Raw genomic sequence first — 22,961 nt, 5'->3', positions numbered from 1 at the left:
AGGATTTCATGAAAGCGGCCATCTTCGACACGGTCGGCAGTCCGCTGCGGATCGGCATGGTGCCCGATCCGGCACCAGCGCCCGACGAAGTCCTGCTGCGCGTTGCCGCCTGCGGCATTTGCGGCAGCGATCTCCACATCACCGAGGATCCGGCGCCCTTCGGCATCGGTGGCGGTTTCGTCCTCGGCCATGAATTCGCGGGCGAGGTCATCGACACCGGAGCGGAGGTGACCGGCCTGCGAAACGGTGACCGCGTGGCCGTCGTGCCGATGCGCGGCTGCGGGCACTGCGAGGCCTGCAGGCGAGGCGATCCGGCGCGCTGTCCCGAGATGGTGCTGATCGGCGGCGGCTATGCCGAATACGTGACCGTCGCCGCGCGCCAATGCCATATCCTGCCCGACGAAGTGGCGCTCGAGGACGGTGCGCTGGCCGAGCCGCTCTCGGTCGGGCTGCATAGCGTGATCCGCTCGGGCATGAAGCCGGGAGACCGGGTAGCGATCCTGGGCGCCGGACCGATCGGCCTCCTCGTCGCCTTCTGGGCGCGGCGGATGGGGGCCTCGCGTGTGGTCGTGGCCGACATCCACAATCATCAGCGCGAGCGAGCGCTCGCGCTCGGCGCGACCGGCTTCGCGCTTTCCGGCGATAAGCTGGCCGAAAATCTCGCCGATCTCTGCGGCGGAGCACCCGATATCGTCTTCGAATGCGTCGGCAAGCGGGGCCTCTTGGGTGCCGCGGTCGAGGCGGTCCGGCTGCAGGGCACGGTGGTCGGCGTCGGCCTCTGTATCGGCGGCGACGAATGGGATCCGTTCGTCGCGCTGACCAAGGAGGTGAGCCTGCTGTTCTCGGTCTTCTTCCATCAGCGCAACGAATTCGGCGCCGCGCTCGATGCGCTGCGCGGCGGACCTTTCGCGCCGCAGGCGCTGATCACCGATCGGATCGACCTCTCGCCGGTTCCGCAGATATTCGAGAGCCTTCGCCGCCGCACCACGCAATGCAAGGTGCTGATCAAGCCGGACCTTGTCTGGGGAGAAATGTGAATGGCCATTCAGTTCGAAACACTCGAATGCGATGTCGGCGGCACGAAAACGGTGGTGAAGGCCATCGGCAAAGGCAAGCCGGTGTTGTTCCTGCACGGCGCCTCGACGCTTGAAGGCTTCGACTTCGCCGAAGGACTTGCCGACCGCTTCCGCGTGCTCTGCGCGAGCCACCCCGGCTTCGGCTTTTCGGGCGCCGCGCCGCATGTGGCGGGCATGTCCGACATGGTTCTGCACTATCTGGACCTGCTCGATATTCTGGACCTGCCGGAGAAGCCTCATCTCATTGGGTTTTCCATGGGGGGGTGGATGGCGAGCGAACTTGCGGGCGTGGCGCGCGAGCGTTTCGACAGGGTGGTCCTGATCGCACCTGCCGGACTGAACGATCCTGCCCACCCGGCCACCAATCTCGGCGAGGTCGCGCCGCAGGATCTGCCGGCCTATCTGGCACATGACGTCTCGGTGGCCCTGCGCTATTTCCCGGATGGTTCGGACCCCGCTTTCGCGGAAGCCTTCGGCGCCGATCGCGCACGTGAAGGCGAGACGCTCGGCCGGTTGCTGACGCCGTTCGGCATGGGCCACCCGAACCTGCGCCGCTTCCTGGCGCGCATCACCAACCCGACGCTGATCGTCTGGGGCACCGAGGACCGCATGCTGCCAGCCGGTCAGGCGCCGCTCTGGGTTGAGGCACTGCCCGATGCGCGGCTGATCCTGGTCGAGGATGCCGGCCACTTCGTGCAGCAGGAAAAGCCCGAAACGCTCAGGAAGATTGGCGATTTTCTCGCCGGCTAACCGCATTTGAAGGAGGAAGGAAAGACGATGAACAAACCGATTAAGCACGGCTACTGGGGTACCACCGTCGACCATGGCGACATGCTGAAGACGATCGCGGAGATCGGCCCGATCCTGGAAGCCAATGCCGCCGCCGATGAGGAGAGCGGTGAACTGACCCAGGCCACGTTCGAGGTGCTGAAGCCGCTGCGGATGTCGCATATCTTCGCCGCCGAGAGCCTCGGCGGCGCGCAGCTGCCACCCACCCAGGGCCTCGAACTCATAGAGGCGATCACCTGGCATTCGGGATCGGCGGGCTGGGTTTCCATGGTGCATTGCTGCATCGGCGCAATGTCGGCGGCCTTCCTGCCCGACAGTGCGGTCGAGCGGCTTTTCGCGCCGGGCACCGACAATCGTTTCTCGGGGCAGGGCGCGCCGCTCGGCATGCTGAAGAAGGTCGACGGCGGCTACAGGCTGAACGGCAAGTGGAGCTATGGCAGCGGCTTCAGCCACGCCACCTACAGCCACAGCGCCGCCTTCGTCGACGATGGCTCCGGCAAGCCCACCAAGGACGACAAGGGCAACGTGATCATCATGTGCGCCCATGCGCCGATCTCCGAGCACAAGCAGCTCGGCAATTGGGACGTTCTGGGCCTCGGCGGCACCGGCAGCATCGACTATGCGGCCGAGGACGTCTTCATCGCCGACGATCTCGTCTTCCCGATCCTGACCGCACCGCCGCTGCGCCAGAAGGAGTTCTTCAGTCTCGGGGTCGTAGGTCTCGCCGCCATCGGCCATACCGGCTGGGCACTGGGGGCCGGGCGGCGTATGCTGGACGAGATCGCCAAGTTCGCCCGCACGAAGTCGGGCCGTGCCGGGCTTATCGGCGAGAGCGAGAAGTTCTGGCACGACTATGGCCGCGCCGAGGCCCGCTATCGCGCTGCCCGCGCCTTTGTCTTCGAAGTCTGGCGCGACATCGAGGCGACGGTCGAGGCCGGCAACAGAACCTCGACGCGGCAGATCAGCCTTGTCCATCTGGCCAAGTCCGAGATCCACGAGGTGGGCGTCGATATCTGCAACTTCGCCTATCGCGCGGCGGGCGGCGCGTCGCTGCGCGCTGGCGTGATGCAGCGCATCTTCCGCGAGATGATGGTGGCGGCCAACCACTTCACGATCGCGCCGTCGATCGTCACGTCGGCCGGCCGCTACATAGGTGGTGTCTGGAGCAACCATGTCTGGCAGTTCTATGATCTGATCGAGAAGAAGTAGTTCCGAAGGGCCGGGCAGCGGACGCCGCCCGGCCCCCTTTCATGCTGCAGAAGAGACACGTCGATGAGCTTCCCGCATCCGATGACCAACGCCTTCCGCGAAGCCTTTCGCCACCATCCGGCCGGTGTCGCCGTGATCACGGCCGACCCCGGCGACCGACCGGTGGCGATGACCGTGTCCTCGCTGATCTCGGTAAGTGCCGCGCCGCCGGTCGTCGCCTTCTCGCTTTCGATGAAATCCACCTCGTCCGAGCCCATGCTGCGGGCCGAGACCATGGTGATCCACCTGCTCCGCTTCACCGATATCGACCTGGCGCAACTCTGCGCGTCGAGCGGCGCGGAACGCTTCCCGCCGGGGGGCGCCTGGACGCGACTGCCCACGGGCGAACCGCGCTACACCGGAGTTTCGACCTGGTTCCGCGCCCGCCGGCTCGGCCTCCTGCCTATCGAGGGCGCGACGCTGGTCGCGGCGGAACTGCTGGAAGGCGAGGTGCAGCCTGAGGAGGTCCTTCCGGAGGCGCATTCGCTGGTCTATCTCGACCGTCGCTGGCATCGCCTGCACAAGCAACTTGACGGCGTGGCCGAGCTTCTCGATTCGTCGCGTTTTCTTTAGAGAAACTCCAGGAAAACGCGTAGCGGTTTTCCGTCCGGAATTGCGTAAAAACAAATACTTAGAGCGGGTCGGCGGTTCTATCAAAAGCTGAACCGCTCTAAGCGATCCGGGTTCCACGGGTGCTCGAAAACGCCGATGCGCCGAAAGGGCGCCACGAGGCGCCGGCTCAGCACCGGGGCCCCGCCACCATCCGGGCAATCCGCGTCATGTCGGCGCTCATTTCGCGGTCGTCGTCGAGCGGGCTGACGAGCGCGCGTACGGCGGCATAGGTGCGTTGCGGCCCTTCGCCCATACTGTCGACAACGCCGCGCAGTTCCACCCCGGTCGCCGCAAAGATCAGTTCCATCGCAACCAGGTAGCGCAGGCGCACGATGATCTCGGCCGTCTTTGCCACCACCCGCGGCGCCATCGACGACTGATCCTCGATGCCGTCCGAAACGGCAAGCGGGCTGAGCGACATCGGATTGGCCAGATGCCGGATCTCGGCCTCCAGGCCGGCAAGCGGTTTCTGCAATTCGGCATAACCCTGGCGGCTGCCGCCCCTGGCCGACAGGAAGCGCGGCAGTTCCGCCACCGTCGGCGACATCAGCTTCATGCAGCGGTTGGCGGTGCCCACCGCACAATGCGCGAGGGCCTGGCCGAGCTGTTCCCAGCTCAGCGTCAACGCCGTAAGGTCGAAATTGCCGTTCGAGATGACCCGTTCGGCAGCAGGCAGGATCACCGGGTTGTCGCCTGAATGGGTCAGCTCGATCTCGGTCGCCAGCCTTGCCTGTTCCAACGCGTAGAGCAGGCCGCCCCACACCTGGGGCACGCAGCGATAGCTGAGCGGGTCCTGGATGCGCCGCGCCGCATTCTCCTGCCACAGCCCGCTTCCCTCGAGCTCCGCCCGCAGGCGCGCGCCGATCTCGCGCTGGCCGAACGCCGGTCGCGCCGACAGCGCGTCCTCGTCGATTGCGGTCAGCGACGAACGGAAGGCCTCGTAGTTGAGCGCCACTGCGGCCATCGACCAGTCGATGAGATGCGCGACGTCCTCGAGGTAGAGGCAGGCCGTTCCGGTCGAAAGGCTGTTGGCGACAATGATGGCGTGGCCGTCCTTCTCGCGCAGGTCGAGCGGCGCGAGCCCGGCAAGCGCGAGCCCCTCGGCAGACGGCATGACCTTGCCCTGGAACTCCACCTCGCCATCGCCGCGCAGCGCCCTCGCCATATGGCCGAGAGGCGCGAGGTCCGCCGCCCCGATCGATCCCCAGGCGGGGATGACCGGGTGGACGCCGGCGTTCAGCGCCGCCACCAGGCCCATGACCACACGCTCGGAGGCGCCGGTGCCGCCCGCGGCCATGCCCGAGATGCGCGCTACCATCATTGCCCGCACGGCATCGGTCGCCAGCGCCGGTCCGATGCCCATGCTGTGGCTGAGCGGCACGCTATGCTGGAAGGCGATCAGATCGGCCTGCGCCAGCGGCGTGTCGACACAAGCGCCGAGGCCGGTGGTGACGCCGTATATCGGCTTGCCGAGTTGCGCGAGACGCTCGATGACGGCACGGCTCGCGCGGATGCGGCGCATCGCCTCCTCGCCCAGAATGAGGCGAGCATTTCGACGTGCGATCTCGGCGACATCGGCCGCGCCGAGCGGCTTGGCATCGAGGAGTATCATTCTGAGCGTCATGTCCTGCATGTATCCTATGATTGATGTTCAGGAAATGGGCCCAGTCGACAAGGTGGCTCGGCCTCATCGACAGGTATAACCGCCGTCGATGGGCAGCGAAATGCCGGTGATCATCGAGGTGATCACCGGCGAGGGCATCTCCCAGGACGCGCTTTCGTCCTTGCGCTCCGCCGAGCGCAAAGTGACGGTGGTTAGCACCAGCGGCTTGCCGGCTTTAAATCGTTCAAGATTGTGATGCCGCCACGCGCGAACCTGCGCCAATCACGTCGCCTTGCCGACCGCTGCCTCCGGTTCCATCTCGCCTTCTGAAATATCGTCGAACGAAGCGTAGTTCATGTTGTAGAGGCGGGCGTAGAGGCCCTTTCTTTCCATCAATTGCTCGTGGTTGCCGCTTTCGACGATCTCGCCGTTCTGCAGGACGATGATGCGGTCGGCGCCGCGGATGGTGGCTAGCCGATGGGCAATGACCAGCCCGGTGCGGCCTTCGAGCAGCTTTACCAGCGCCTTCTGGATCAGCATCTCGGTGTAGGAATCGATACTGGCCGTGGCTTCGTCAAGCACCAGGATCTTGGCGTCCGCCACCAGCGCCCGCGCGAAGCTGATCAACTGGCGCTGGCCGAGCGAGAGGTTGCCGCCGCGCTGCTCGAGTTCGGTGTCGTAGCCATCAGGCAGATGCTCGATGAAATCGTGCGCGCCGACGGCTTGAGCCGCGCGCACCACCTCCTCACGGCTGGCGCCGGTCTTGTGATAGCGGATGTTCTCCAGCACCGAGCCGGAGAACAGGAACGGCTCCTGCAGCACCATCGCCACCTGCTCGCCGAGCGAATCCTGCGTCAGGTCGCGGACATCGTGCCCGCCCACCAGGACCTGACCCGACCACACATCGTAGAAGCGATGCACCAGCGCCATGGAGCTGGATTTGCCCGATCCGGTCGGGCCGACCAGTGCTACGGTCTCGCCCGGATTGACGCGGAAGGAGATGTTCTTCAGCACCGGCAGGTTCTGCCTATAGCCGAAGGTGACGTTCCTGAACTCGACCGAGCCGTCCATGTCGCGCGACAGTCTAACCGCTCCGTCCTTGTCGCTGACGTCCACCGGCACGTCGAGCACTTCGGAGATGCGCTGGCCCGAAGCCATAGCGCGCTGCATGACGCTGTACTGCATGGTCAGCGAGCGGATCGGGTCGAAGAAGCGCTGGATGTAGAACAGGAACGCCACCATGACGCCGACGTCGAGGCTGTGCGACAGCACCATCGAACCGCCGACGACAATGACCGTCGCCATGGCGATGCCGGTCAGCGTGTCGACGATCGGCACCATCACTTGGGCATATTTCGCCGACCGAAGATGGGCACGGAGATTGGCCAGCACCTTCTCGTCATAAAGGTCGAAATTGACATGCTGGCGTTCGAGGCTCTGCACCGTGCGCACGCCATGGATGCCTTCGGCCAGCGCGCCGTTGGCGATCGAGTTGGTCTCGTGCGCCGCCATGAAGGCGACCTTGGCGCGCGGCAGCCAGAACAGGCGCACGATGAACAGCACCGGCATGGTCGCCAGCGTCAGCAGCCCGAGCCGGAAATCCAGCCAAAGCAGCACGCTGACGATGCCGAATAACAGCACGATGTCGCCCACCGACATCACCGACGTCTCAAGGAATTCCTGCATCGAATTGACGTCGCCCTGCAGGCGCGACATCAGCCGGCCGACCTCGGTCTTGTCCATGAAGCTCAACGATATCAGCTGCAAATGGCTGAACATGGCGCGGCGCAGGTCGGACAGCACGTTCTCGGCCACCTTGCCGACGACGCTCTCCTGCACATAGCTGGCGGCATAGTTGATGAGGATGATGACCGCGAAGGCGCCGGTTGCCCACACCATCACCGAGCGGTCGAGCCTGCCCGCCGCCATGCCGTGGTCGATGGCGTAGCGGATGACCAGCGGGATCGCCAGCTGCGTCAGCGTGAACACCAGCACGGCGGCGACCGAGATGAAGATCCGGCCCTGATAGGGTTTTACGAAGCTCCAGATACGCCGCACGATGTGCGGATCGTAGGCCTTGCCGAAAACCTCTTCCTCATCGCGGTGCGAGCCGACGACAGCCTTTGTCGGCCGCCCGCTGGTGTCTTCCTTCTCGTCGTCGTTCTGTGTCGACATCATGCGGCTCCCATGGCCGCTGGTCGGTCGTCTTCCGGCCGAAGCTGCAGGTCGTGGAGCGCGCGGTAGCGTCCACCCAGCGCCAGCAGTTCCTCATGCGTGCCGCGCTCGACGATCCGTCCGCCCTCGACGAACAGGATCTGGTCGGCATGCATCAGCGAGCTCAGCCGGTGCGAGATGATGAGCGTCACGCGGTCCCTGGCGAAGCGCTTCATCGCCGCCCGGATACGCTGCTCGGTGCCGGCGTCGATAGCGGCGGTGGAATCGTCGAAGACCAGCACCGATGGCCGCAGCATCAGGCTGCGCGCGATGGTCAGGCGCTGCCGCTGGCCGCCGGAAAGCGACGCGCCGCGTTCGCCGACGACCGTGGTGTAGCCCGCGGGAAGTCCGATAATGTAGTTGTGCAGCTGGGCGTATTCGGCGGCCTGTCCGATGCGGGTCTCGCGCGCCCACGGATTGCCATAGGCGATGTTGTTCTCGATCGAGGTGGTGAACAGGAACGCATCCTGCTGCACGACGCCGACCGCCTTGCGCAGCGACTGCAGCGTGACCTTGCTGATGTCCTGGCCGTCGATGGTGATCGCGCCTGAGGTCACGTCGTAGAAGCGCGGGATCAGGTGCGCGATGGTCGACTTGCCGGTGCCTGGCGGGCCGACGATGCCGATGGTATCGCCGGACTTGGCCTCGAAGGAGATGCCGGACAGCGTCGGGCGGCTAGCGCCTGCGTAGCGGAAGCCGACATTGTCGAAGCGCAGCACACCGTCGGTGACGACGAGGTCCTTGGCATCGGGTGCGTCCTCGATATCGAGCTCGGCATCGAGCAGTTCGAACAGCCGCGTGCCGCAGGTCGAGGCACGTGCGAACGAGTTGACCATCAGGCCGAGCTGGCGCACCGGCATCTGCAGGATGGTCATGAAGGTGAGGAATTGGGCCAGCGTGCCGACGCTGATCTGGCCTGCTATCACCTTCTGGCCGCCGAACCAAAGCACCAGGCCCATGGCGGCCAGGAACGAGAAGTTCATGGCGCTGGTGTTGCTGACGCGGATGTCGACGCGCTCGGTGGCGAGGTCCAGCGCATCCTGCTTGGCGCGGTCGAATTTCTCCAGCTCATGCCGTTGCGCCGCGAAGGCACGCACCACGCGGATGCCGCCGAGGTTCTCGTCCATCACCCGGCTCAGCACCGACAGCCGCTGCTGCAGCGTCAGCCAGGTGCTCCGCAACGCCAGCTGGGTGACCGAGGATCGCCAGGCGACGAACGGCACGAAGCTCAGGCTGAGCAGCCCGAGCACGAGATCGGTGCTGATCAGCAGATAGGCGCCGACGCCGATCAGCACGCCGAGCAGCACCACGCGCAGGATGCCGGTGGAAAAGAACATGCGCACGCCGTCGAGGTCGAGGAGGCCGAGCGTGATGAGATCGCCGGTATGGACCCGGTCGTGGAAGGAAAAGCTCAGGCGCTGGATCTTCTCGTAGAAAGCCAGGCGCAGTTCATAGCCGGTCTGATGGCCGACGGCCTCGCCAAAGTAGTTCTGCGCCATGGTGAAGAGACCGCGCAGGATGCTGACGACGAGCAGCGTCAGCGCCGTATTCCACAGCGCATGCTCTGCCGCGGCACCGGCACCCGCCGCCATCACGCCCTGCGCCTGATCGATGGCGCGTCCCAGCAAGCGCGGAATGAAAAGCTGCAGCGTCGCGGCGATGAACGTCGAGGCGATGGTGATCGCGACCTGCCAGGGATGGCGCAGCGTCATGCGCACGATGCGGAGCAAGGTGCTGAGGCCCTTGCCCCACGAGGCTTCGGCCACATGGGCAAACGATTTGCCGCGCTCCGGCGCGCCGCCGATGGCTTGCGTATTCAAGGAAAGTATCCAAACCAATCCGAGCATTAGCTCGGACGAATGAAGCAGACTCAATTAGATAGCGGGATGTTACGCTTGCCCGACTTGACCGTTCAAGTGCCAATGGCGGCATCGCACTGTGCCTGGCGATCGCGGAAGAGAACTGTCGAGGATCAACTGGGGCACTCTATGCTGAGGTGTCCAGGTGCACGCGCTTATGCGGCATCGAGCCGCCCGCGAAGGGATTTTCGGGGGCCGCCGTCCTACCAGCATGTAAATCCGGCATCGACAGGCACGACGGCGCCGGTCATCAGGCTGGCCGCGTCGGAGGCGAGGAACAGCACGGCGCTTGCGACTTCATGCGCCTGTCCCATCCGGCCCATCGGCGTGTCTCGCAACCAGGCCTCGATCCGCGTCTTGTTCTCCGGGATCGCCAGAACCATCGGCGTTTCGATGTAGGTCGGCGCGACCGCGTTGACGCGCACCCCATGCGGCGCCCATTCGGCGGCGATCGAGCGCGTCAAGTGATGGACGGCCGCTTTCGAGACGTTATAGGGCGTCTGCGGCTGCGGCCGATTGCAAATCGTGCCGGACATCGATCCGAGATTGACGATCGAGCCATGCCGGGCGGTGATCATGTGCCTGCCGAAGGCGCGGCAGCAACGGAAGACGCCGTTGACGTTGACGTCCATCATTCGCAGCCACAGTTCGTCGTCCACATCCTCCAATGAAATGCCGCTGCTGCCGATGCCGGCATTGTTGACGAGGATCGAAGCAGGCGTGCCACGGCCAGCCAGCATGTCGGCAATCTCGGTCACTCTTGCCGACGATGTCACGTCGCCGATCACCAGTTCGGCCTTGTGACCTTTCGCGATCAGCTCATCCCTTCCGGCACTGCCGACCTGCTCGTCCGGTTCGATGATCACCAGGGAAGCGCCGGCCTCGCCAAGCGCATCCGCGCATGCGAGGCCAATGCCGCGGCCACCGCCGGTCACCACGGCGACCTCGTTGTCCACCCTGAAACGAGCCTGGTACATGGTCCTCCTCCCAATTCCGATGCCGACTTGCCGTGCTGTCAGATATCGAAGTTGGCCGGCAGGATGACGACGTCCCGGATCGTTACCGTGCGCGATCGCGTCAGCATGAAAACAAGGACCTCGGCGACTTCCTTCGGGTCGAAAAGAGTCCCCGCAGCGATCGCCCGGTCGAGGTTCTCCTTCGGCCAGTCTTCGACGAGGGGCGTCAGCACCGGCCCGGGGGCGATCGCACCGACACGGATGCCGTGTTTCGCGACCTGCCGCCTCAGCGCGTGGACGAACGCCTGAACCGCGTGCTTGGAAGCAGTGTAGATCGGCTCCCACGGCACGGCCGTGTGGCCGGCAACGGAGCTGGTGACGACGATGTCTCCCGTGCCGCGTTCGATCATGTGCGGCAGGACCGCATGAACCGTTCGGAATACGGCATTGACGTTCAGGTTCAGCATCCGGTCAAAGGCGTCCGGATCGCCGTCCGTAAAATCGCCGCCGATATAGGCGCCGGCATTGGCGTGGAAGACATCGAGCTGGCCGGCCTTGTCCAGAATGGCCGGCATCATGCCCGCCACGCTTTTTGGGTCGGTGAGGTTGACCACCAGCGGGATCGCGTTGGAACCCAGTTCCGACGCCAGGCTCTTCAACCGATCCTCTGCATAGTCGACAAGGACGACGCGTGCCCCCGAAGAAAGGCAGGCCTTGGCGCAGGCCAGGCCGATACCGGACGCCGCACCGGTGATTGCTATGACTTTTCCCGACAGATCCTGACCCATCTCAATTCTCCAATTTATCTGTTTGGCCGCGCACGGCCGTGTCCAAACCTGTGTCGTCCGCTCTCAACGTGACGCCCATTGGTCAACCATTGCGCCGCCCTCGCCAGGTCTCCGAGTAGGCCGCTCATCGGACGTTTTCGGGGTCACGGCGATGAACTCGTCAAGCTGCTTGCGTGACGCGGCACCCTCCATCGGGCCTTGCATGGTGACGTTGCGAGCGCCCGCGGCATTGGCATATTCAAGCGCCTGGAACGCAGGCATGCCGAGGCGCCGGCAAGCGACGTAAGCGCCGCCGAAACAGTCGCCGGCGCCCGTCGGATCCACCTCGGCAACCCTGAACGCCGGACAATCGAGGCGCGAGCCGTCGGCGCCGAAAAATGTCGATCCGTGTTCGCCGCGCTTGAGAGCGATCTCCGTCACGCCACGGGCAAACAGCGCGGCGACCGCGGCGGTTTCGCCTTCGACGCCAGCTGCCACGAACAATTCGTCGCCGGAGGGCAGGACAAGGTCGGCGACATCGATGAGCCTGGCGAAGCGCTCCCGCGTCTGTCCGTGTCCGAGCAACTCCTTGCGCAGATTGGGGTCGAGGGAAACGGATCCGCCGCGCTGCTTGATGGCGCCGATGGCATGATCCATCATCTCCCAGACACCCGGGATGGCAAGAGCTGTACCCATGACGTGCAGGTGTCCGGCCCGCGCGAACAGCGCCTTCGCCTCAGCCGTCAGGCTGACCAGGGCGGCCGCGGATTTTCCGATGTTGTAGACGAAGTCGCGCGAGCCGTCGTCGCGATAGCGGACGAACGCGCTCCCGGTCGGATAGTCGGGGCTGACCGAGATGGCCGATATGTCCGCGCCGTCGGATCGAAGCCGTTCGATGTTGAGGCGGCCGAAATCATCGTCGCCGACCGAGGCGACAATTGCCGCCGAGCCGCCGATCTTGGCGCATTGATCGATGAAGATCGCCGGCGCGCCGCTGGGGTAGGGGCCGATGAGCTCGATTGGTTCGAGGAAACCGTCGCCACGGCTTTTCGCCATGATCTCCACCAGGATCTCGCCGATGACGACGGTCGGCCCGAGTGCGTCCGCTGCGAGCTTGGTCTGACTTGAAATCGCATCCGCTTGCATCGGCTGGCTCGGCTGTTGGGCACGTCGATATCGGAGGGCGCGCTTGCCGCAGGTCTCGCGGACGCGCTCGCTGATACTGGCAGCAAACGGCGGCCTGAGACGGGCCACGATGGAATGCGCTGTTATTCCTCCAAATAGCACGTTATGGGCATTTGTATGCTTATGCAACATATTAATCGGATCGAGAGTTTGCAGTGATTAGTGCCATTGCGAAGTCGCTGCAAAAAAAGCGACCGCGCGTTTATCACCCTTCGTCTGCCTCCGGCCCTTCGAGTTCCGCCGTATCGTCGGCGAAACGCTGGCTCTCCAGAGACAGATAACGCTGGTGCAGCATGCAGGCTGCACCGAAAGCGGAACCGACGGTTCCTTCGTCGTTCACCGTGATCGATGGGAAGGGGAAGCTGGATTCCTGTATGGCGTGGATATGTGCGGCCACCCTGGCAGCCATCAGCGAATAGAGCGCGGCGACCGAACCGCCCAGCACGATCCGGTCGGCGTCGATGATCCGGCAGGCCTGCACAAGCCCGGTTGCCAGGGCCTTTGCCCACTGCTCGGCGATGGAGACGGCGCTGGGCAGCCGATCCTGGACATCGGCCAGGAAGTTGCCGAATGCCGGATGGCTGAGGGCGGAGGTCTTGCGGTATTCGCCCATGATGGTTTCAAGGCCGATCAGCTGTTCCAGATTGCGGCGCGGACCTGGCGCGTCGCTGATGATCAGGTGGCCGATCTCGCCCGCCAGCCCGTTGGCGCCGCGAAAAAGATTGCCGTCGATGATGATGCCGCCGCCGACGCCGCTCTCCATCACGAGAAACAGCGTCACGCCCGAATGCGCCTCGCTGCGCCCGTAGGTCGCGCCGATGGCGAATGCGTTGGCATCGTTCTCGGCAAGCACCGGAACGCGCAGCGGCAAGACGTCTCGTACCAGCTCGGCGAGATGAACGTTTCGCCAGCCGAGAAGCGGCGCCAGTCGGACTAGGCCATGCTTGTCCATCTGCGCCGGCGTCGAGACGCCAAAGCCCTCGCATCGCTCCAGCTTCGACGCCGGAATGGATTGCAGAGCCAGGCTCACCGCGCGATCGACCGCGGCCTCGACGCTGATCGACGGTCCGTCAAACGGTTCCACATTCGTCGAAACGATGTTGGTCCCGAGATCGATCTCGACCGTGCTGATATGTTCGACGCCGATCTCCACCCCAAGGAAGAATATGGCATCCGGCACCAGTTCCAGCATGATGCCGGGGCGGCCGACCCGGGCATAACCCGGTTGTTCGGGCGGATCCTCGATGGCTTCGCGCACCAGACCGTCTGCCGTCAGGCTGGCGATGATATGCCCCGACGAAGAGCGGTTAAGGCGCAATTTGCGTGCGAGTTCGGCTCGGCTCAGTCGTCCAAACTGGTGAAGGGCTCTCAGAGCCGCCACTTCATTGCTTTGTCGAATTCTGCGATGCGAACTGGCGGTCAGCGCCGGGTCATTCACGTAGGTCTCTCCAGGCTACCTGCGGTCCGCCAGCTGCAAGCGATCGCAAGCCGTCATTTGGTACACGCCGCTCAAGCGTGCGGCAACTGGGTGGAGGCTGCCCATGCGCAGCCTATGGACGGGCGTTCGTCGTTCGCCGGCGAACCGCCTCTTGCATTTTCAGGTCGATGAAGGCCTTGGCGTGCTTTGCCAGCGGCATGTTCTCGGTCCAGGTATCGCGCCAGATCGCGCATGCCAGTGAAAGACCTTCGTCGACCACGGCGCTGGAGAACGATTCGAAGGTAATGTCGCGCTCGTAGCCGATATCGAGCAAGGCATCGAAGATGCGATCGAAATCGATCACCCCGTCGCCGAGGTAGCCGCGATTGCTTTCGCCGATGTGAAAATAGCCGATCTTGTCGCCGGCCAGACGAATGGCCGCCGCCGGGTTCGCTTCCTCGATGTTCATATGAAACGTGTCGAGATGGAGCCTGACGTGATCGGAGCCGGTCGCCTTGATGAAGTCGAGGCCTTGAGCCGCCGTGTTCAGGAGGTTTGTCTCGAACCTGTTGACGACCTCCAGCACCAGATCGACGCCGGCCGTCTTTGCCGCTTCGGCCGTCCTGGCAATGGCGGCAATGCTGTTCTTGCGGCCGCGATCGCTTGGCATGGTCGAATATTTCGTGTGGGCGGAATAGAGAATGCCGCCAAGCTTGGTGCCGCCGATATCTCGAACGGCCGCGACCGCGCCCGCGAGCAAGTCCTCGCCGGCCTTGACGACGGCAGCATCCTCGCTCGACACGTCGGCGCTCAACGGAAGGCCCATCGTGACGGCGATTGCGAGGCCCAGCGCCTCAGCCTTCTTCGCGAGGCGGTCGAGGTCAAATTTTTCGGGCCGTAGATACGCGAACTCGATCAGCTGATAGCCGCAGGCGGCAGAATTCTCCATCGCCTCTTCGAGCATGGCCTGGGTGCCGCCGCCGGTCCAAACGAATGAATGAATGCCCAATCTGCGCATGTGCAGCTCCTCCACGACGCAATCTATGTTGCATAGCACAACAAAATATCCAAACCAGGTTCATGTCAAGACTCATACGAGTGCGCAACGGTTCCGTCTGATTCCACTTTTCGAACAAAAATGATTGACAGCTCAATGGAAAACTCTAATTTGTCTCATTAAGCAACATATAAGCCTGGCAAAAGCACCAGATGCATTGGAGGAGGATCCATCGAGCCGGCGCCTTGAGCGTGCGGTACCTTGTGTCTTGTTTTCGCCTGATGGCATCGTTCAATGTATTTTGTTCGGTGGCCAGTGCGCACTGAATGACCTGCAAGGCCTGTGAGGACGGATCACCGTCCGGTCAATGACGGTTTTCGATAAGCCCCGGGCAAGTAGGCGAAGGAGGCGTCGGTTTGCCGCCGAGGGAGAAGCCCTTGCCAAAGAGCCAGGGGAGACCGCGGATCAAGCGGTCGTTGCGTTACCGGGAAGGAGCCACTCAATGAAGCCCGCTCTGAAGATCGTTCCGGACTTCGAAATGATCATATGTCCGCCGGCGGAATCGTTCCGCTGGAGCATGCATGACTATCCGTTCTTCAAAGCCAAGTGGCATTATCATCCGGAATACGAACTGCACCTGACGCGAACGACTTCGGGCGTCATGATGGTGGGAGATCATATCGGGGAATTCGCACCAGGCTGCCTGGTCCTGACCGGGCCGAACGTCCCGCACAATTGGGTCAGCGATATCGAACCCGGGAAGACAATTCGCAATCGCGACATGCTGATCCAGTTCAGCCGCGAATGGGCCGATCGGGTCACCGGCTTCTGTCCTGAACTTGGAACCATCCGGCCGCTCTACGACGACGCGGTCTACGGAGTGGAGTTTCGCGGGGCCACCGCCCTCGCTGGGCAGCGACTGCTCGCACAGATCGGCGCCGCCCAAGGTGCCGAGCGCGTGGTGCTCTTTCTGCAATTGATGATCACGCTGGCCCGCAATCCTGGCGACCGCCGCAGGCTCTCGCGGCTGGCGCCCACCTCCGCGCAGGCGGAATTGCCGCCGGAACTCGACGTGGCAATGCGCTATGTTCTGGACCACTACAGCGACGATATCGACCTGCCGTTCGTTGCAAGGCTCTGCGGGCTGGAACCGCAAGCATTTTCACGTTTCTTCAAGCGGCAGACAGGTCACACCTTTGCCCGTTACGTCATCCTAGCGCGCATATATGCAGCCTGCTCGCTGCTGACTCAGACCTATCGGCCGATCACCGACATCTGCTTCGAAGTCGGGTTCAACAACGTCGCCAATTTCAACAGGCAGTTCTTCAAGATCTGCGGACGCACGCCGTCAGACTACCGGCGCAATGCCCACAAGATCGGGACTGAGGCGCGCGCCGATCCGTTCAGGGAGATCCGCGCCTGGTCAGGCGGCGCGCGCGCAGTCGGCGAAAAAGTATAGATCGCCTGCTAACCACGCGTGGCACGGGGGGATGTCCCGGCACTAAGTTCATCGGAATGCCCGGGGGAGCGAGGCCGCAGGCAGAACAAATTCGCGAACGCCGGAGGATCCGTGTCGCTGAGCTTTCATCTCAGGCACCGGTCGGGGAGGATGTCTTTGCGGGAACCACAGCCGCCGTTTCGTTGCCTGGAAGGCGTCACGTCGCGGCAAGTGCTGCGTCATGGCAACTGCATTGCCGGCAGGGATTGGCGAAATGGCGCCACGATCGGCTGGTCGGACGCGCGGCGGAGCCACTGCATTCGAGCGCGTGGACTTGGATTTGCCTCCCAGGGCCGGCACCCGGGGAGTTCTCTTTCCGGGTGCCACTTTTCCAGGAGGACGGACCGGCGCGCATCGGCCTGCAACGGGTTTCAGCCATGTCCGGGTGGCCAGGAGGTGCCGTTCCGGAAGGGGCAGGAACACGGCGATCGCAGAATGGACGACTGACAGTCAATGTTTTGTTGGAGGAGTGAAAAATGAAACATGAACTCAGAATGGGCCTTGCCGCATTGGCAGTATGCCTGATGACCAGCGTGATGCCCGCCAAGGCCGATTTCTGGTCGGATGCCGGTGCGAAATACAAGGGTGTCACGCTGCACGGCGTGACCGAAAGCACGCCGCCTTCGAACTACATCAAGGACGTTCTTGCCCCCGCTTTCGAGAAGGCGACCGGCATCAAGGTGGAAATCGAGACCACGTCCTGGGACCAGATGTACGACAAGGCGATCAAGGACATGGAAGCCAAGACCGGCATCTATGACATGGTCTATATCGAGCAGGACATCATCTACGCCTACCTTGCCCGCGACTTCCTGGTCGACATCACGAAATCCCTGAAGGACGACCCATCGCTGAAGGCGCCGGAATACGACGAAACGCATTTCACGACGTTTGCCAACTATTTCAAGAATGCCGACGGCGATCTTTTCGGCATTCCGATGGAAGCCTTCATCAAGCTCTATCTGTACCGGACCGATCTGTTCAACGATCCGGCGATCAAGGAAGCCTTCAAGAAGGAAACCGGCAAGGACCTGGTGCCGGCCAAGACCCATGAGGAATACACGCAGATCGCTGAATTCTTCACCAAATGGGGCAAGGACCACAATCTGGAACTGTGGGGCACCACCGCGCAGGCGCATACCGGCCACCCTGCTTCCTGGTATGAGTTCTTCGAGTTGATTGCGCCTACGTTCGGTGTCTACAACTGGGGTATCGACGCTTCGAAAAACTACTCGGCGTCGGTCGCCAATGGCGGCACGATGAACAGCGACAAGGCAAAAGCCGCGCTCAAATACTGGCTGCATCTGCGTGACATCGCACCGCCGGAATCGCCGGCCAGCACATGGACCGAAGTCGGCACCACCTTCGCGGCGGGCCGCGCGGCACAGGGCCTGGTCTACGGCGAGAACGCGGCCTGGATTGCTGCCGACGCAGAAAAGTCGAAGGTCGTGGGCAATGTCGGCGTCGCCCTGCCACCGCTGGCACCGGGGGTCATGGAGGATGCGGAAGCCGGCAAGGGCTATATCGGCTACTATGACGGCGGCGCCTTCGGCCTTCCGGTCACCTCGAAGAACAAGGAAGCCGCGCTGCTGTTCCTGCAGTATATCGGCCAGGACTCGGTCCAGGGCGATTGGGCGGTGGCAGCACCCCGCATCACCAACACGGCAACCTACGACGATCCGAAAGTCATCGAGATGGATAAGAAGCTCAACGGCTACTACACCATGCTCAAGAACGACGGAAAGCTGTTTGCCGGCGCACCGCCCTATCCGTTCCATGCTCAGGTGCGTGAAGCCACGGCGCCCATCTTCTACAAGATCCTGCTGGGCGAGGTGTCGTCCGACGATGGGCTCGACCAGATGGCTGCTGCCGCGGAAGCGGAGCTGAAGAACCTCGGCTACCGCAAGTAGCTTCGCGAACCTAAATTCGGGCTGCCGTGAAGCGGCGGCCCGAGTGTATTTTCGCCGCCGCAAGAATGTCGCGGACAATGCGCCGGCCAGGGGAGTGGTTTCATGCGATCAAACAGAGTGGGATGGCTGATGCTCGCCCCGACGATTGCGATCCTGGGGATCTTCGGCATCGTCCCATTTCTGTACGTGCTCTATGTGGCCTTCCATCAATGGAACCCATTCGGTGCAAATCCCTACATGGTCTACAACGGCGCCGACAATTTCCGCCGTCTCGTCTTCGACAACGAGTTCCTGACCTCGATCGCGTTCACGCTGAAGTTCGCCTTCTTCGCCGTCGTCAGCGAAGTCATCCTTGGCTATCTTCTGGCCCAGCTGTTCATGCGCGAGTTTCCAGGCCGGGGATTGTTCCGCACCATCCACACGCTGCCGCTGATCGTGGCGCCGATCGTCGTCGGGTCGGTTTGGCGCCTGATGACGACGCCCAGCATCGGCATCATCCCGTACCTTTTGAAATCCTGGTTCGGCTACGACCTCAATATCGGTCGTGACGCGACCATGGCCTTTGCGCTGACCGTCATCATGGATATCTGGCACTGGACGCCGCTGGTGACGCTGACGCTGCTTGCCGCACTGGTTTCGCTCCCCAAGGAGCCGTTCGAACAGGCCCAGATCGACGGGGCCAACAAATGGCAGATCTTCTGGCACGTCACCTTGCCGATGATCCGCCCGGCGATCCTGGCGACGGTCTTCATTCGCCTCATGGACGCGCTGCGCACCGTCGACGAAGTGTGGATGCTGACCGGTGGCGGCCCCGGCGCCGCGACGCGGTATCTCGGCCTGCACATCTGGAAGATCGTCTTTCCCAAGACCGACTACGGCTACGGCTCGGCCACGTCGATCATCGTCCTGTACCTCACTCTGGTGATGTGCTGGCTGCTCTATGTCGCCCTTGTCGCCCGGCGCGACCAGAAGAGGCCATCCTGATGCGCGCCAACAGTCCGGTTCTCTCCATCCTGCTGTGGACCTTGCTCAGCCTGCTGACGCTGTTCCCGATCTACTGGCTGTTCGTGATCTCGGTAAAGCCGGCGGTCGAGCTGTTCACCACGCCAAGCGTGCTGCTCGAAACCGTTTACTGGAAGAACTACGTCAAGGTCCTCGGCGACGACACGTTGCGCCGCTACATGTTCAACTCCATCGTCATCTCGACCGGCAACGCGGTGCTGGTGACCGTTCTTGCGTTCATGGCCTGCTACGCGCTGTCGCGCTTCGATCTGGCCGGCAAGGAGAACATCTTCTTCTGGACGATCACCAACCGCATGGCGCCGGCCGCGGTGTTCCTGCTGCCCTTCTTCCTGCTCTTCACGCAGGTGTTCACCATTGGCGAGTGGAAGCTCTACGATACGCGCACGGGCATGATCCTGCTCTATTGTACTTTCAACCTGCCTTTCGCCATCTGGACGCTGAGGCCGACGATCGATGCAATCCCCAAGGAACTGGACGAGGCGGCAACCGTCGACGGTGCCACGACCTGGCAGGTCATCCGCGAAGTCATCTTTCCGCTCGCGCGGCCCGGCCTCGCCGTCACCCTGATCCTGACCTGGGTGTTCGCCTGGAACGAATTCCTGCTCGCCGCGACGCTGACCAGCTTCAACGCGCGCACCATCACCACCGGCCTGTCGGAGTATGTCACCACGACCGGAACCGAGTGGGGCACGATGGCGTCCATTGCGATCATCACGCTCGTCCCGGCCCTGCTGATCTTCTCGGTTGTCCAGCGGCACATCGTGGCCGGTCTGACCTTTGGCGCGGTCAAGGAGTAGGCCCGTGGAACACATGGTCGATCTTGACGAGGTGGACGACGAAGCCAACACCATCGTCGCAAGCCCGCAACGCACCGGTTTCCTGCCGATCGTCACCAACTGGTTCGACCGGGTTTTTGTCGGCATCTATCTGTTCGTTGCGCTCGAACTGTTCTGGATGCGCTTCCTCGAACAGTCGATCCCGTTGTCCGTCTGCCATATCCTGGCGATCGTACTGGGCGTGCTGATCGTCTGGCGTGGTTAGGGCGGAGAAAAGAGGAGGGAACGCAGGCTCATGAAGTCGCTGGTGCTGGAAGAAAAGCTGAAACTGTCGCTGCGGGATTTCCCGATCGAGCGCGAGGAGGTGCTCGGCGCTCGCGATGTGCGCATCAAATTGCACACCGTCGGCATCTGCGGCTCGGATGTCCACTATTATACGCATGGCGGCGCCGGCCCTTTCCAGGTGAAGGCGCCGATGATCCTTGGCCATGAGGCGTCCGGCGTTGTCGTGGAGACAGGAGCCGAGGTGACGTCGCTGAAGCTCGGCGACCGCGTCTGCATGGAGCCGGGCATTCCCGACCCGAACAGCCGCGCGACGCGCATGGGCCTGTACAATGTCGATCCGGCGGTTCGTTTCTGGGCGACGCCGCCAATCCACGGCGTCCTGCGCCCGAGCGTCGTGCATCCGGAGAACTTCACCTTCAAGCTCCCCGACAACGTTTCGTTCGCCGAGGCGGCCATGGTGGAGCCGCTGGCCGTCGGCGTCCACGCCGCCACCAAGGCGCAGGTGAAGCCGGGCGATATCGCACTGGTGATGGGCGCCGGGCCGATCGGCCTGGTCACGGCACTGTCGGCGCTGGCGGCAGGCTGCGCACGGGTCTTCGTCTCGGACGTCGACGACAGCAAGCTCGAACTCGCAGCGAAGCTCGGCTCCATCACGCCCATCAATGTCGCGCGTCAGGACCTGGCCCGGGAAATTCTCGCCGCAACCGACGGGTGGGGCGTCGAGATCGTGTTCGAATGCTCCGGCAGCCCGCGCGCCGCGGAAGGCATTTTCGATGTGCTCTGCCCGGCCGGCCGGGTGGTGTTCATCGGCGTGCAGATGCACGACATCAAATACGACGTCGGCAAGGCGATGGTGCGCGAAGCGCGCGTCGAGCATGTGTTCCGCTATGCGCATGTCTTCCCGCGCTGCGTTGCCATGCTGTCCTCCGGCGCGATCGACGTGAAGCCGCTGATCACGCGTACGTTCGAATTCGAAGACAGCGTTCGCGCGTTTGAGATCGCCGCATCCGCCCCAAAAGGCGAAGTGAAGATGCAGATTGCCTTGCCGCAATAGAGGGGACGCGAGTTGGCTGAGGTTACCGTCAGGAATATAGTCAAGCGCTATGGCAGCGCGCAGGTCATTCATGGTGTGAATGTCGACATCGCCGATGGCGAGTTCGTCATTCTCGTCGGCCCGTCGGGCTGTGGCAAATCCACCCTGTTGCGCATGATCGCCGGTCTCGAAGCCATATCGGGCGGCGAGATCAGCATTGGCGGCCGGGTGGTGAACGATGTGCTGCCGAAAGACCGCGACATAGCGATGGTGTTCCAGAACTATGCGCTCTATCCGCACAAGAACGTCGCCGACAACATGGGCTTCTCGCTCAAGATCAAGGGCAGGCCGAAGGCCGAGATCGACGCTAAGGTGAAGAAGGCGGCCGAGATCCTCGATCTGGGCAAGCTGCTCGACCGATTTCCAAAACAGCTGTCCGGCGGGCAGCGCCAGCGCGTGGCCATGGGGCGCGCCATCGTGCGCGACCCACAGGTCTTCCTGTTCGACGAGCCGCTGTCCAATCTTGACGCCAAACTGCGTGTTGCGATGCGCGTCGAGATCAAGGAACTGCATCAGCGCCTCGGCACGACGATCGTCTATGTTACCCATGACCAGATCGAGGCCATGACCATGGCCGACAAGATCGTGGTGATGCGGGACGGCAAGGTGGAACAGGTCGGCGCGCCGCTCGATCTCTACGACAATCCGGGCAATGTCTTCGTCGCCGGCTTCATCGGCTCGCCGGCGATGAATTTCATCAAGGGCAAGATCGATTCGAAGGACGGCAGGCAGGTTTTTGTCTCGGACACCGGTTCCGTGTTGCCGGTCGAGGAGGGCAGGGCAGAGCGCGGGCAGCCGGTCATCTACGGCATCCGCCCCGAGCATATCGACATCGCGCCCGACGGTTTGCCGGCAACGGTTTCGGTGCTGGAGCCGACCGGCTCCGAGACGCAGATCTTCGCCAGGTTTGGCGAGGACGCCATTGACGCCATCGTCAAGGACCGGCTCACCGTCCGTCCCGGCGAAGAGGTAAGGCTGAAGATCGATCCGCGCCGGGTCCACATCTTCGACAGGCAAAGCGGCACACGCTTGTGACTTGTTGCCATCCGAAGCGATTGGCCCGGACCTGACCTGCCGGGCCGAGTTCGGCAATGTCCGACGCTAGATATTCGGGCGGCGGGCGGAACCTCGCACAGGACCGTCGCTGCCTTTCGGCCGCGTCGCGATGAGGCCGGCCTCGATGGACCTGAGAAGTGCGATCGCATCGTCGAGCCTGCTGGCGTCGCCGCCGGCGGCGGCGGAGACGGCGTCGCCCCACTCCTTGCGCACCAGGGCGTAGTTGTCGGCCCCGCGCCGCGTGCGGTGGACGCTGACGCCCCGGCGATCATCCGGATCGACATGGCGCTCGATCAACCCCTTGCCTTCCAGGTCGCGCAGCACCGTGGAGACATTGGTGCGCTGCAGCCCCGTCGCGGCCGCGATCTGGCTGGGCGTGGCCGAGGCGTGCGCCACCAGATGGCGCATAACCATGCCCTCTGATTGCGAAAGCAGGAACGCCCGCTCATCCCGGTAGCCACGGAACTGGATCTCGCGGGCAATGATGAGGATCAGGTCGGCCAGATCCGCCCACCGAATGGCCGTGGGTGGGGTTTTGCGTGCGGATGAATCACCGTCGGTTTTCATATCGTGGGAGTTTACAGCCTCCTATCCGGT

Annotated in this window: 21 protein-coding genes; 11 read left to right on the top strand and 10 right to left on the bottom strand. The window is 63.3% G+C overall.

The annotated features are described in order from the left end of the window. Positions 1 to 8 precede the first annotated feature (8 nt). From AC1RUK_RS20680 to AC1RUK_RS20665, 4 genes are all read left to right on the top strand, one after another. The gene (locus AC1RUK_RS20680) at positions 9 to 1,037 is read left to right on the top strand and encodes a zinc-dependent alcohol dehydrogenase (RefSeq protein WP_481839170.1); all 1,029 of its coding nucleotides are present in this window, start codon (positions 9 to 11) and stop codon (positions 1,035 to 1,037) included. Next, positions 1,038 to 1,826, top strand: coding sequence for an alpha/beta fold hydrolase (locus AC1RUK_RS20675; RefSeq protein WP_481839171.1), 789 nt, complete (start codon positions 1,038 to 1,040; stop codon positions 1,824 to 1,826). A 27-nt stretch (positions 1,827 to 1,853) separates the two neighbouring features. After that, positions 1,854 to 3,074, top strand: coding sequence for an acyl-CoA dehydrogenase family protein (locus AC1RUK_RS20670; protein ID WP_481839172.1), 1,221 nt, complete (start codon positions 1,854 to 1,856; stop codon positions 3,072 to 3,074). 63 nt (positions 3,075 to 3,137) lie between these two features. Further along, on the top strand, positions 3,138 to 3,686 hold the full coding sequence (locus AC1RUK_RS20665) for a flavin reductase family protein (protein WP_436171275.1): 549 nt from the start codon (positions 3,138 to 3,140) through the stop codon (positions 3,684 to 3,686). A 166-nt stretch (positions 3,687 to 3,852) separates the two neighbouring features. On the opposite strand, the gene AC1RUK_RS20660 is transcribed toward AC1RUK_RS20665, so the two are convergent. The 9 genes from AC1RUK_RS20660 to AC1RUK_RS20620 all read right to left on the bottom strand — a co-directional run bounded on the left by AC1RUK_RS20660 (position 3,853) and on the right by AC1RUK_RS20620 (position 14,744). Continuing rightward, entirely contained in the window at positions 3,853 to 5,349 is a 1,497-nt protein-coding gene (locus AC1RUK_RS20660) for an HAL/PAL/TAL family ammonia-lyase (RefSeq protein ID WP_481839173.1), read from the bottom strand. A gap of 63 nt (positions 5,350 to 5,412) precedes the next feature. Continuing rightward, a complete protein-coding gene (locus AC1RUK_RS20655) occupies positions 5,413 to 5,610 on the bottom strand; it encodes a hypothetical protein (protein ID WP_481839174.1) in 198 nt (65 codons plus the stop codon). After that, positions 5,611 to 7,503, bottom strand: a complete 1,893-nt coding sequence (locus AC1RUK_RS20650; RefSeq protein WP_481839444.1) for an ABC transporter ATP-binding protein — start codon at positions 7,501 to 7,503, stop codon at positions 5,611 to 5,613. Then, complete coding sequence (locus tag AC1RUK_RS20645) at positions 7,503 to 9,389, bottom strand: ABC transporter ATP-binding protein (protein ID WP_481839175.1); 1,887 nt, start codon at positions 9,387 to 9,389, stop codon at positions 7,503 to 7,505. The genes AC1RUK_RS20650 and AC1RUK_RS20645 overlap by 1 nt, the downstream gene beginning before the upstream one ends. A gap of 215 nt (positions 9,390 to 9,604) precedes the next feature. Then, positions 9,605 to 10,378 (bottom strand): SDR family NAD(P)-dependent oxidoreductase, encoded by a 774-nt coding sequence (locus AC1RUK_RS20640; RefSeq protein ID WP_436171279.1) that lies wholly within the window; start codon positions 10,376 to 10,378, stop codon positions 9,605 to 9,607. Positions 10,379 to 10,416: 38 nt separating this feature from the next. After that, on the bottom strand, positions 10,417 to 11,145 hold the full coding sequence (locus AC1RUK_RS20635; RefSeq protein ID WP_481839176.1) for an SDR family oxidoreductase: 729 nt from the start codon (positions 11,143 to 11,145) through the stop codon (positions 10,417 to 10,419). A gap of 63 nt (positions 11,146 to 11,208) precedes the next feature. After that, positions 11,209 to 12,270, bottom strand: coding sequence for a tagatose kinase (locus AC1RUK_RS20630; protein WP_481840089.1), 1,062 nt, complete (start codon positions 12,268 to 12,270; stop codon positions 11,209 to 11,211). Positions 12,271 to 12,514: 244 nt separating this feature from the next. Beyond that, positions 12,515 to 13,747, bottom strand: a complete 1,233-nt coding sequence (locus AC1RUK_RS20625) for an ROK family transcriptional regulator (RefSeq protein ID WP_481839178.1) — start codon at positions 13,745 to 13,747, stop codon at positions 12,515 to 12,517. Between the two features lie 112 nt (positions 13,748 to 13,859). Next, positions 13,860 to 14,744: a sugar phosphate isomerase/epimerase family protein gene (locus AC1RUK_RS20620; protein ID WP_481839179.1), complete on the bottom strand. Its 885-nt coding sequence runs from the start codon at positions 14,742 to 14,744 to the stop codon at positions 13,860 to 13,862. A 556-nt stretch (positions 14,745 to 15,300) separates the two neighbouring features. Here AC1RUK_RS20620 and AC1RUK_RS20615 point away from each other — a divergent pair. The 7 genes from AC1RUK_RS20615 (at position 15,301) to AC1RUK_RS20585 (ending at position 22,343) form a co-directional block, all read left to right on the top strand. Continuing rightward, positions 15,301 to 16,182 carry a helix-turn-helix domain-containing protein gene (locus AC1RUK_RS20615; RefSeq protein WP_481840088.1) on the top strand — a complete coding sequence of 294 codons (882 nt, stop codon included), beginning with the start codon at positions 15,301 to 15,303 and terminating at the stop codon, positions 16,180 to 16,182. A gap of 533 nt (positions 16,183 to 16,715) precedes the next feature. Then, a complete protein-coding gene (locus AC1RUK_RS20610) occupies positions 16,716 to 18,131 on the top strand; it encodes an extracellular solute-binding protein (protein WP_481840316.1) in 1,416 nt (471 codons plus the stop codon). A 102-nt stretch (positions 18,132 to 18,233) separates the two neighbouring features. Next, positions 18,234 to 19,115: a carbohydrate ABC transporter permease gene (locus tag AC1RUK_RS20605; protein ID WP_481839181.1), complete on the top strand. Its 882-nt coding sequence runs from the start codon at positions 18,234 to 18,236 to the stop codon at positions 19,113 to 19,115. Then, positions 19,115 to 19,951, top strand: a complete 837-nt coding sequence (locus AC1RUK_RS20600; RefSeq protein ID WP_481839182.1) for a carbohydrate ABC transporter permease — start codon at positions 19,115 to 19,117, stop codon at positions 19,949 to 19,951. Before AC1RUK_RS20605 ends, AC1RUK_RS20600 begins: the two co-directional genes overlap by 1 nt. A 13-nt stretch (positions 19,952 to 19,964) precedes the next feature. Then, the gene (locus AC1RUK_RS20595; protein ID WP_481839446.1) at positions 19,965 to 20,195 is read left to right on the top strand and encodes a DUF2160 family membrane protein; all 231 of its coding nucleotides are present in this window, start codon (positions 19,965 to 19,967) and stop codon (positions 20,193 to 20,195) included. Between the two features lie 30 nt (positions 20,196 to 20,225). Beyond that, positions 20,226 to 21,269, top strand: a complete 1,044-nt coding sequence (locus AC1RUK_RS20590) for an NAD(P)-dependent alcohol dehydrogenase (protein ID WP_481839183.1) — start codon at positions 20,226 to 20,228, stop codon at positions 21,267 to 21,269. Between the two features lie 12 nt (positions 21,270 to 21,281). Continuing rightward, a complete protein-coding gene (locus AC1RUK_RS20585; protein ID WP_481839184.1) occupies positions 21,282 to 22,343 on the top strand; it encodes an ABC transporter ATP-binding protein in 1,062 nt (353 codons plus the stop codon). A gap of 66 nt (positions 22,344 to 22,409) precedes the next feature. On the opposite strand, the gene AC1RUK_RS20580 is transcribed toward AC1RUK_RS20585, so the two are convergent. Beyond that, positions 22,410 to 22,931: a MarR family winged helix-turn-helix transcriptional regulator gene (locus tag AC1RUK_RS20580; RefSeq protein ID WP_481839185.1), complete on the bottom strand. Its 522-nt coding sequence runs from the start codon at positions 22,929 to 22,931 to the stop codon at positions 22,410 to 22,412. Positions 22,932 to 22,961: the final 30 nt, after the last annotated feature.

This window comes from Mesorhizobium monacense, from assembly GCF_056781675.1.
This window is presented reverse-complemented; position numbering and strand designations above follow the sequence as displayed.

What these genes read in the sequence shown, in the direction of transcription:
- AC1RUK_RS20680 (WP_481839170.1), top strand. Translation starts at nt 9, where the DNA reads ATGAAAGCGGCCATCTTCGACACGGTCGGCAGTCCGCTGCGGATCGGC.
- AC1RUK_RS20675 (WP_481839171.1), top strand. Translation starts at nt 1,038, where the DNA reads ATGGCCATTCAGTTCGAAACACTCGAATGCGATGTCGGCGGCACGAAA.
- AC1RUK_RS20670 (WP_481839172.1), top strand. Translation starts at nt 1,854, where the DNA reads ATGAACAAACCGATTAAGCACGGCTACTGGGGTACCACCGTCGACCAT.
- AC1RUK_RS20665 (WP_436171275.1), top strand. Translation starts at nt 3,138, where the DNA reads ATGAGCTTCCCGCATCCGATGACCAACGCCTTCCGCGAAGCCTTTCGC.
- AC1RUK_RS20660 (WP_481839173.1), bottom strand. Translation starts at nt 5,349, where the DNA reads ATGACGCTCAGAATGATACTCCTCGATGCCAAGCCGCTCGGCGCGGCC.
- AC1RUK_RS20650 (WP_481839444.1), bottom strand. Translation starts at nt 7,503, where the DNA reads ATGTCGACACAGAACGACGACGAGAAGGAAGACACCAGCGGGCGGCCG.
- AC1RUK_RS20645 (WP_481839175.1), bottom strand. Translation starts at nt 9,389, where the DNA reads ATGCTCGGATTGGTTTGGATACTTTCCTTGAATACGCAAGCCATCGGC.
- AC1RUK_RS20640 (WP_436171279.1), bottom strand. Translation starts at nt 10,378, where the DNA reads ATGTACCAGGCTCGTTTCAGGGTGGACAACGAGGTCGCCGTGGTGACC.
- AC1RUK_RS20635 (WP_481839176.1), bottom strand. Translation starts at nt 11,145, where the DNA reads ATGGGTCAGGATCTGTCGGGAAAAGTCATAGCAATCACCGGTGCGGCG.
- AC1RUK_RS20630 (WP_481840089.1), bottom strand. Translation starts at nt 12,270, where the DNA reads ATGCAAGCGGATGCGATTTCAAGTCAGACCAAGCTCGCAGCGGACGCA.
- AC1RUK_RS20620 (WP_481839179.1), bottom strand. Translation starts at nt 14,744, where the DNA reads ATGCGCAGATTGGGCATTCATTCATTCGTTTGGACCGGCGGCGGCACC.
- AC1RUK_RS20615 (WP_481840088.1), top strand. Translation starts at nt 15,301, where the DNA reads ATGCATGACTATCCGTTCTTCAAAGCCAAGTGGCATTATCATCCGGAA.
- AC1RUK_RS20610 (WP_481840316.1), top strand. Translation starts at nt 16,716, where the DNA reads ATGGGCCTTGCCGCATTGGCAGTATGCCTGATGACCAGCGTGATGCCC.
- AC1RUK_RS20605 (WP_481839181.1), top strand. Translation starts at nt 18,234, where the DNA reads ATGCGATCAAACAGAGTGGGATGGCTGATGCTCGCCCCGACGATTGCG.
- AC1RUK_RS20600 (WP_481839182.1), top strand. Translation starts at nt 19,115, where the DNA reads ATGCGCGCCAACAGTCCGGTTCTCTCCATCCTGCTGTGGACCTTGCTC.
- AC1RUK_RS20595 (WP_481839446.1), top strand. Translation starts at nt 19,965, where the DNA reads ATGGTCGATCTTGACGAGGTGGACGACGAAGCCAACACCATCGTCGCA.
- AC1RUK_RS20590 (WP_481839183.1), top strand. Translation starts at nt 20,226, where the DNA reads ATGAAGTCGCTGGTGCTGGAAGAAAAGCTGAAACTGTCGCTGCGGGAT.
- AC1RUK_RS20580 (WP_481839185.1), bottom strand. Translation starts at nt 22,931, where the DNA reads ATGAAAACCGACGGTGATTCATCCGCACGCAAAACCCCACCCACGGCC.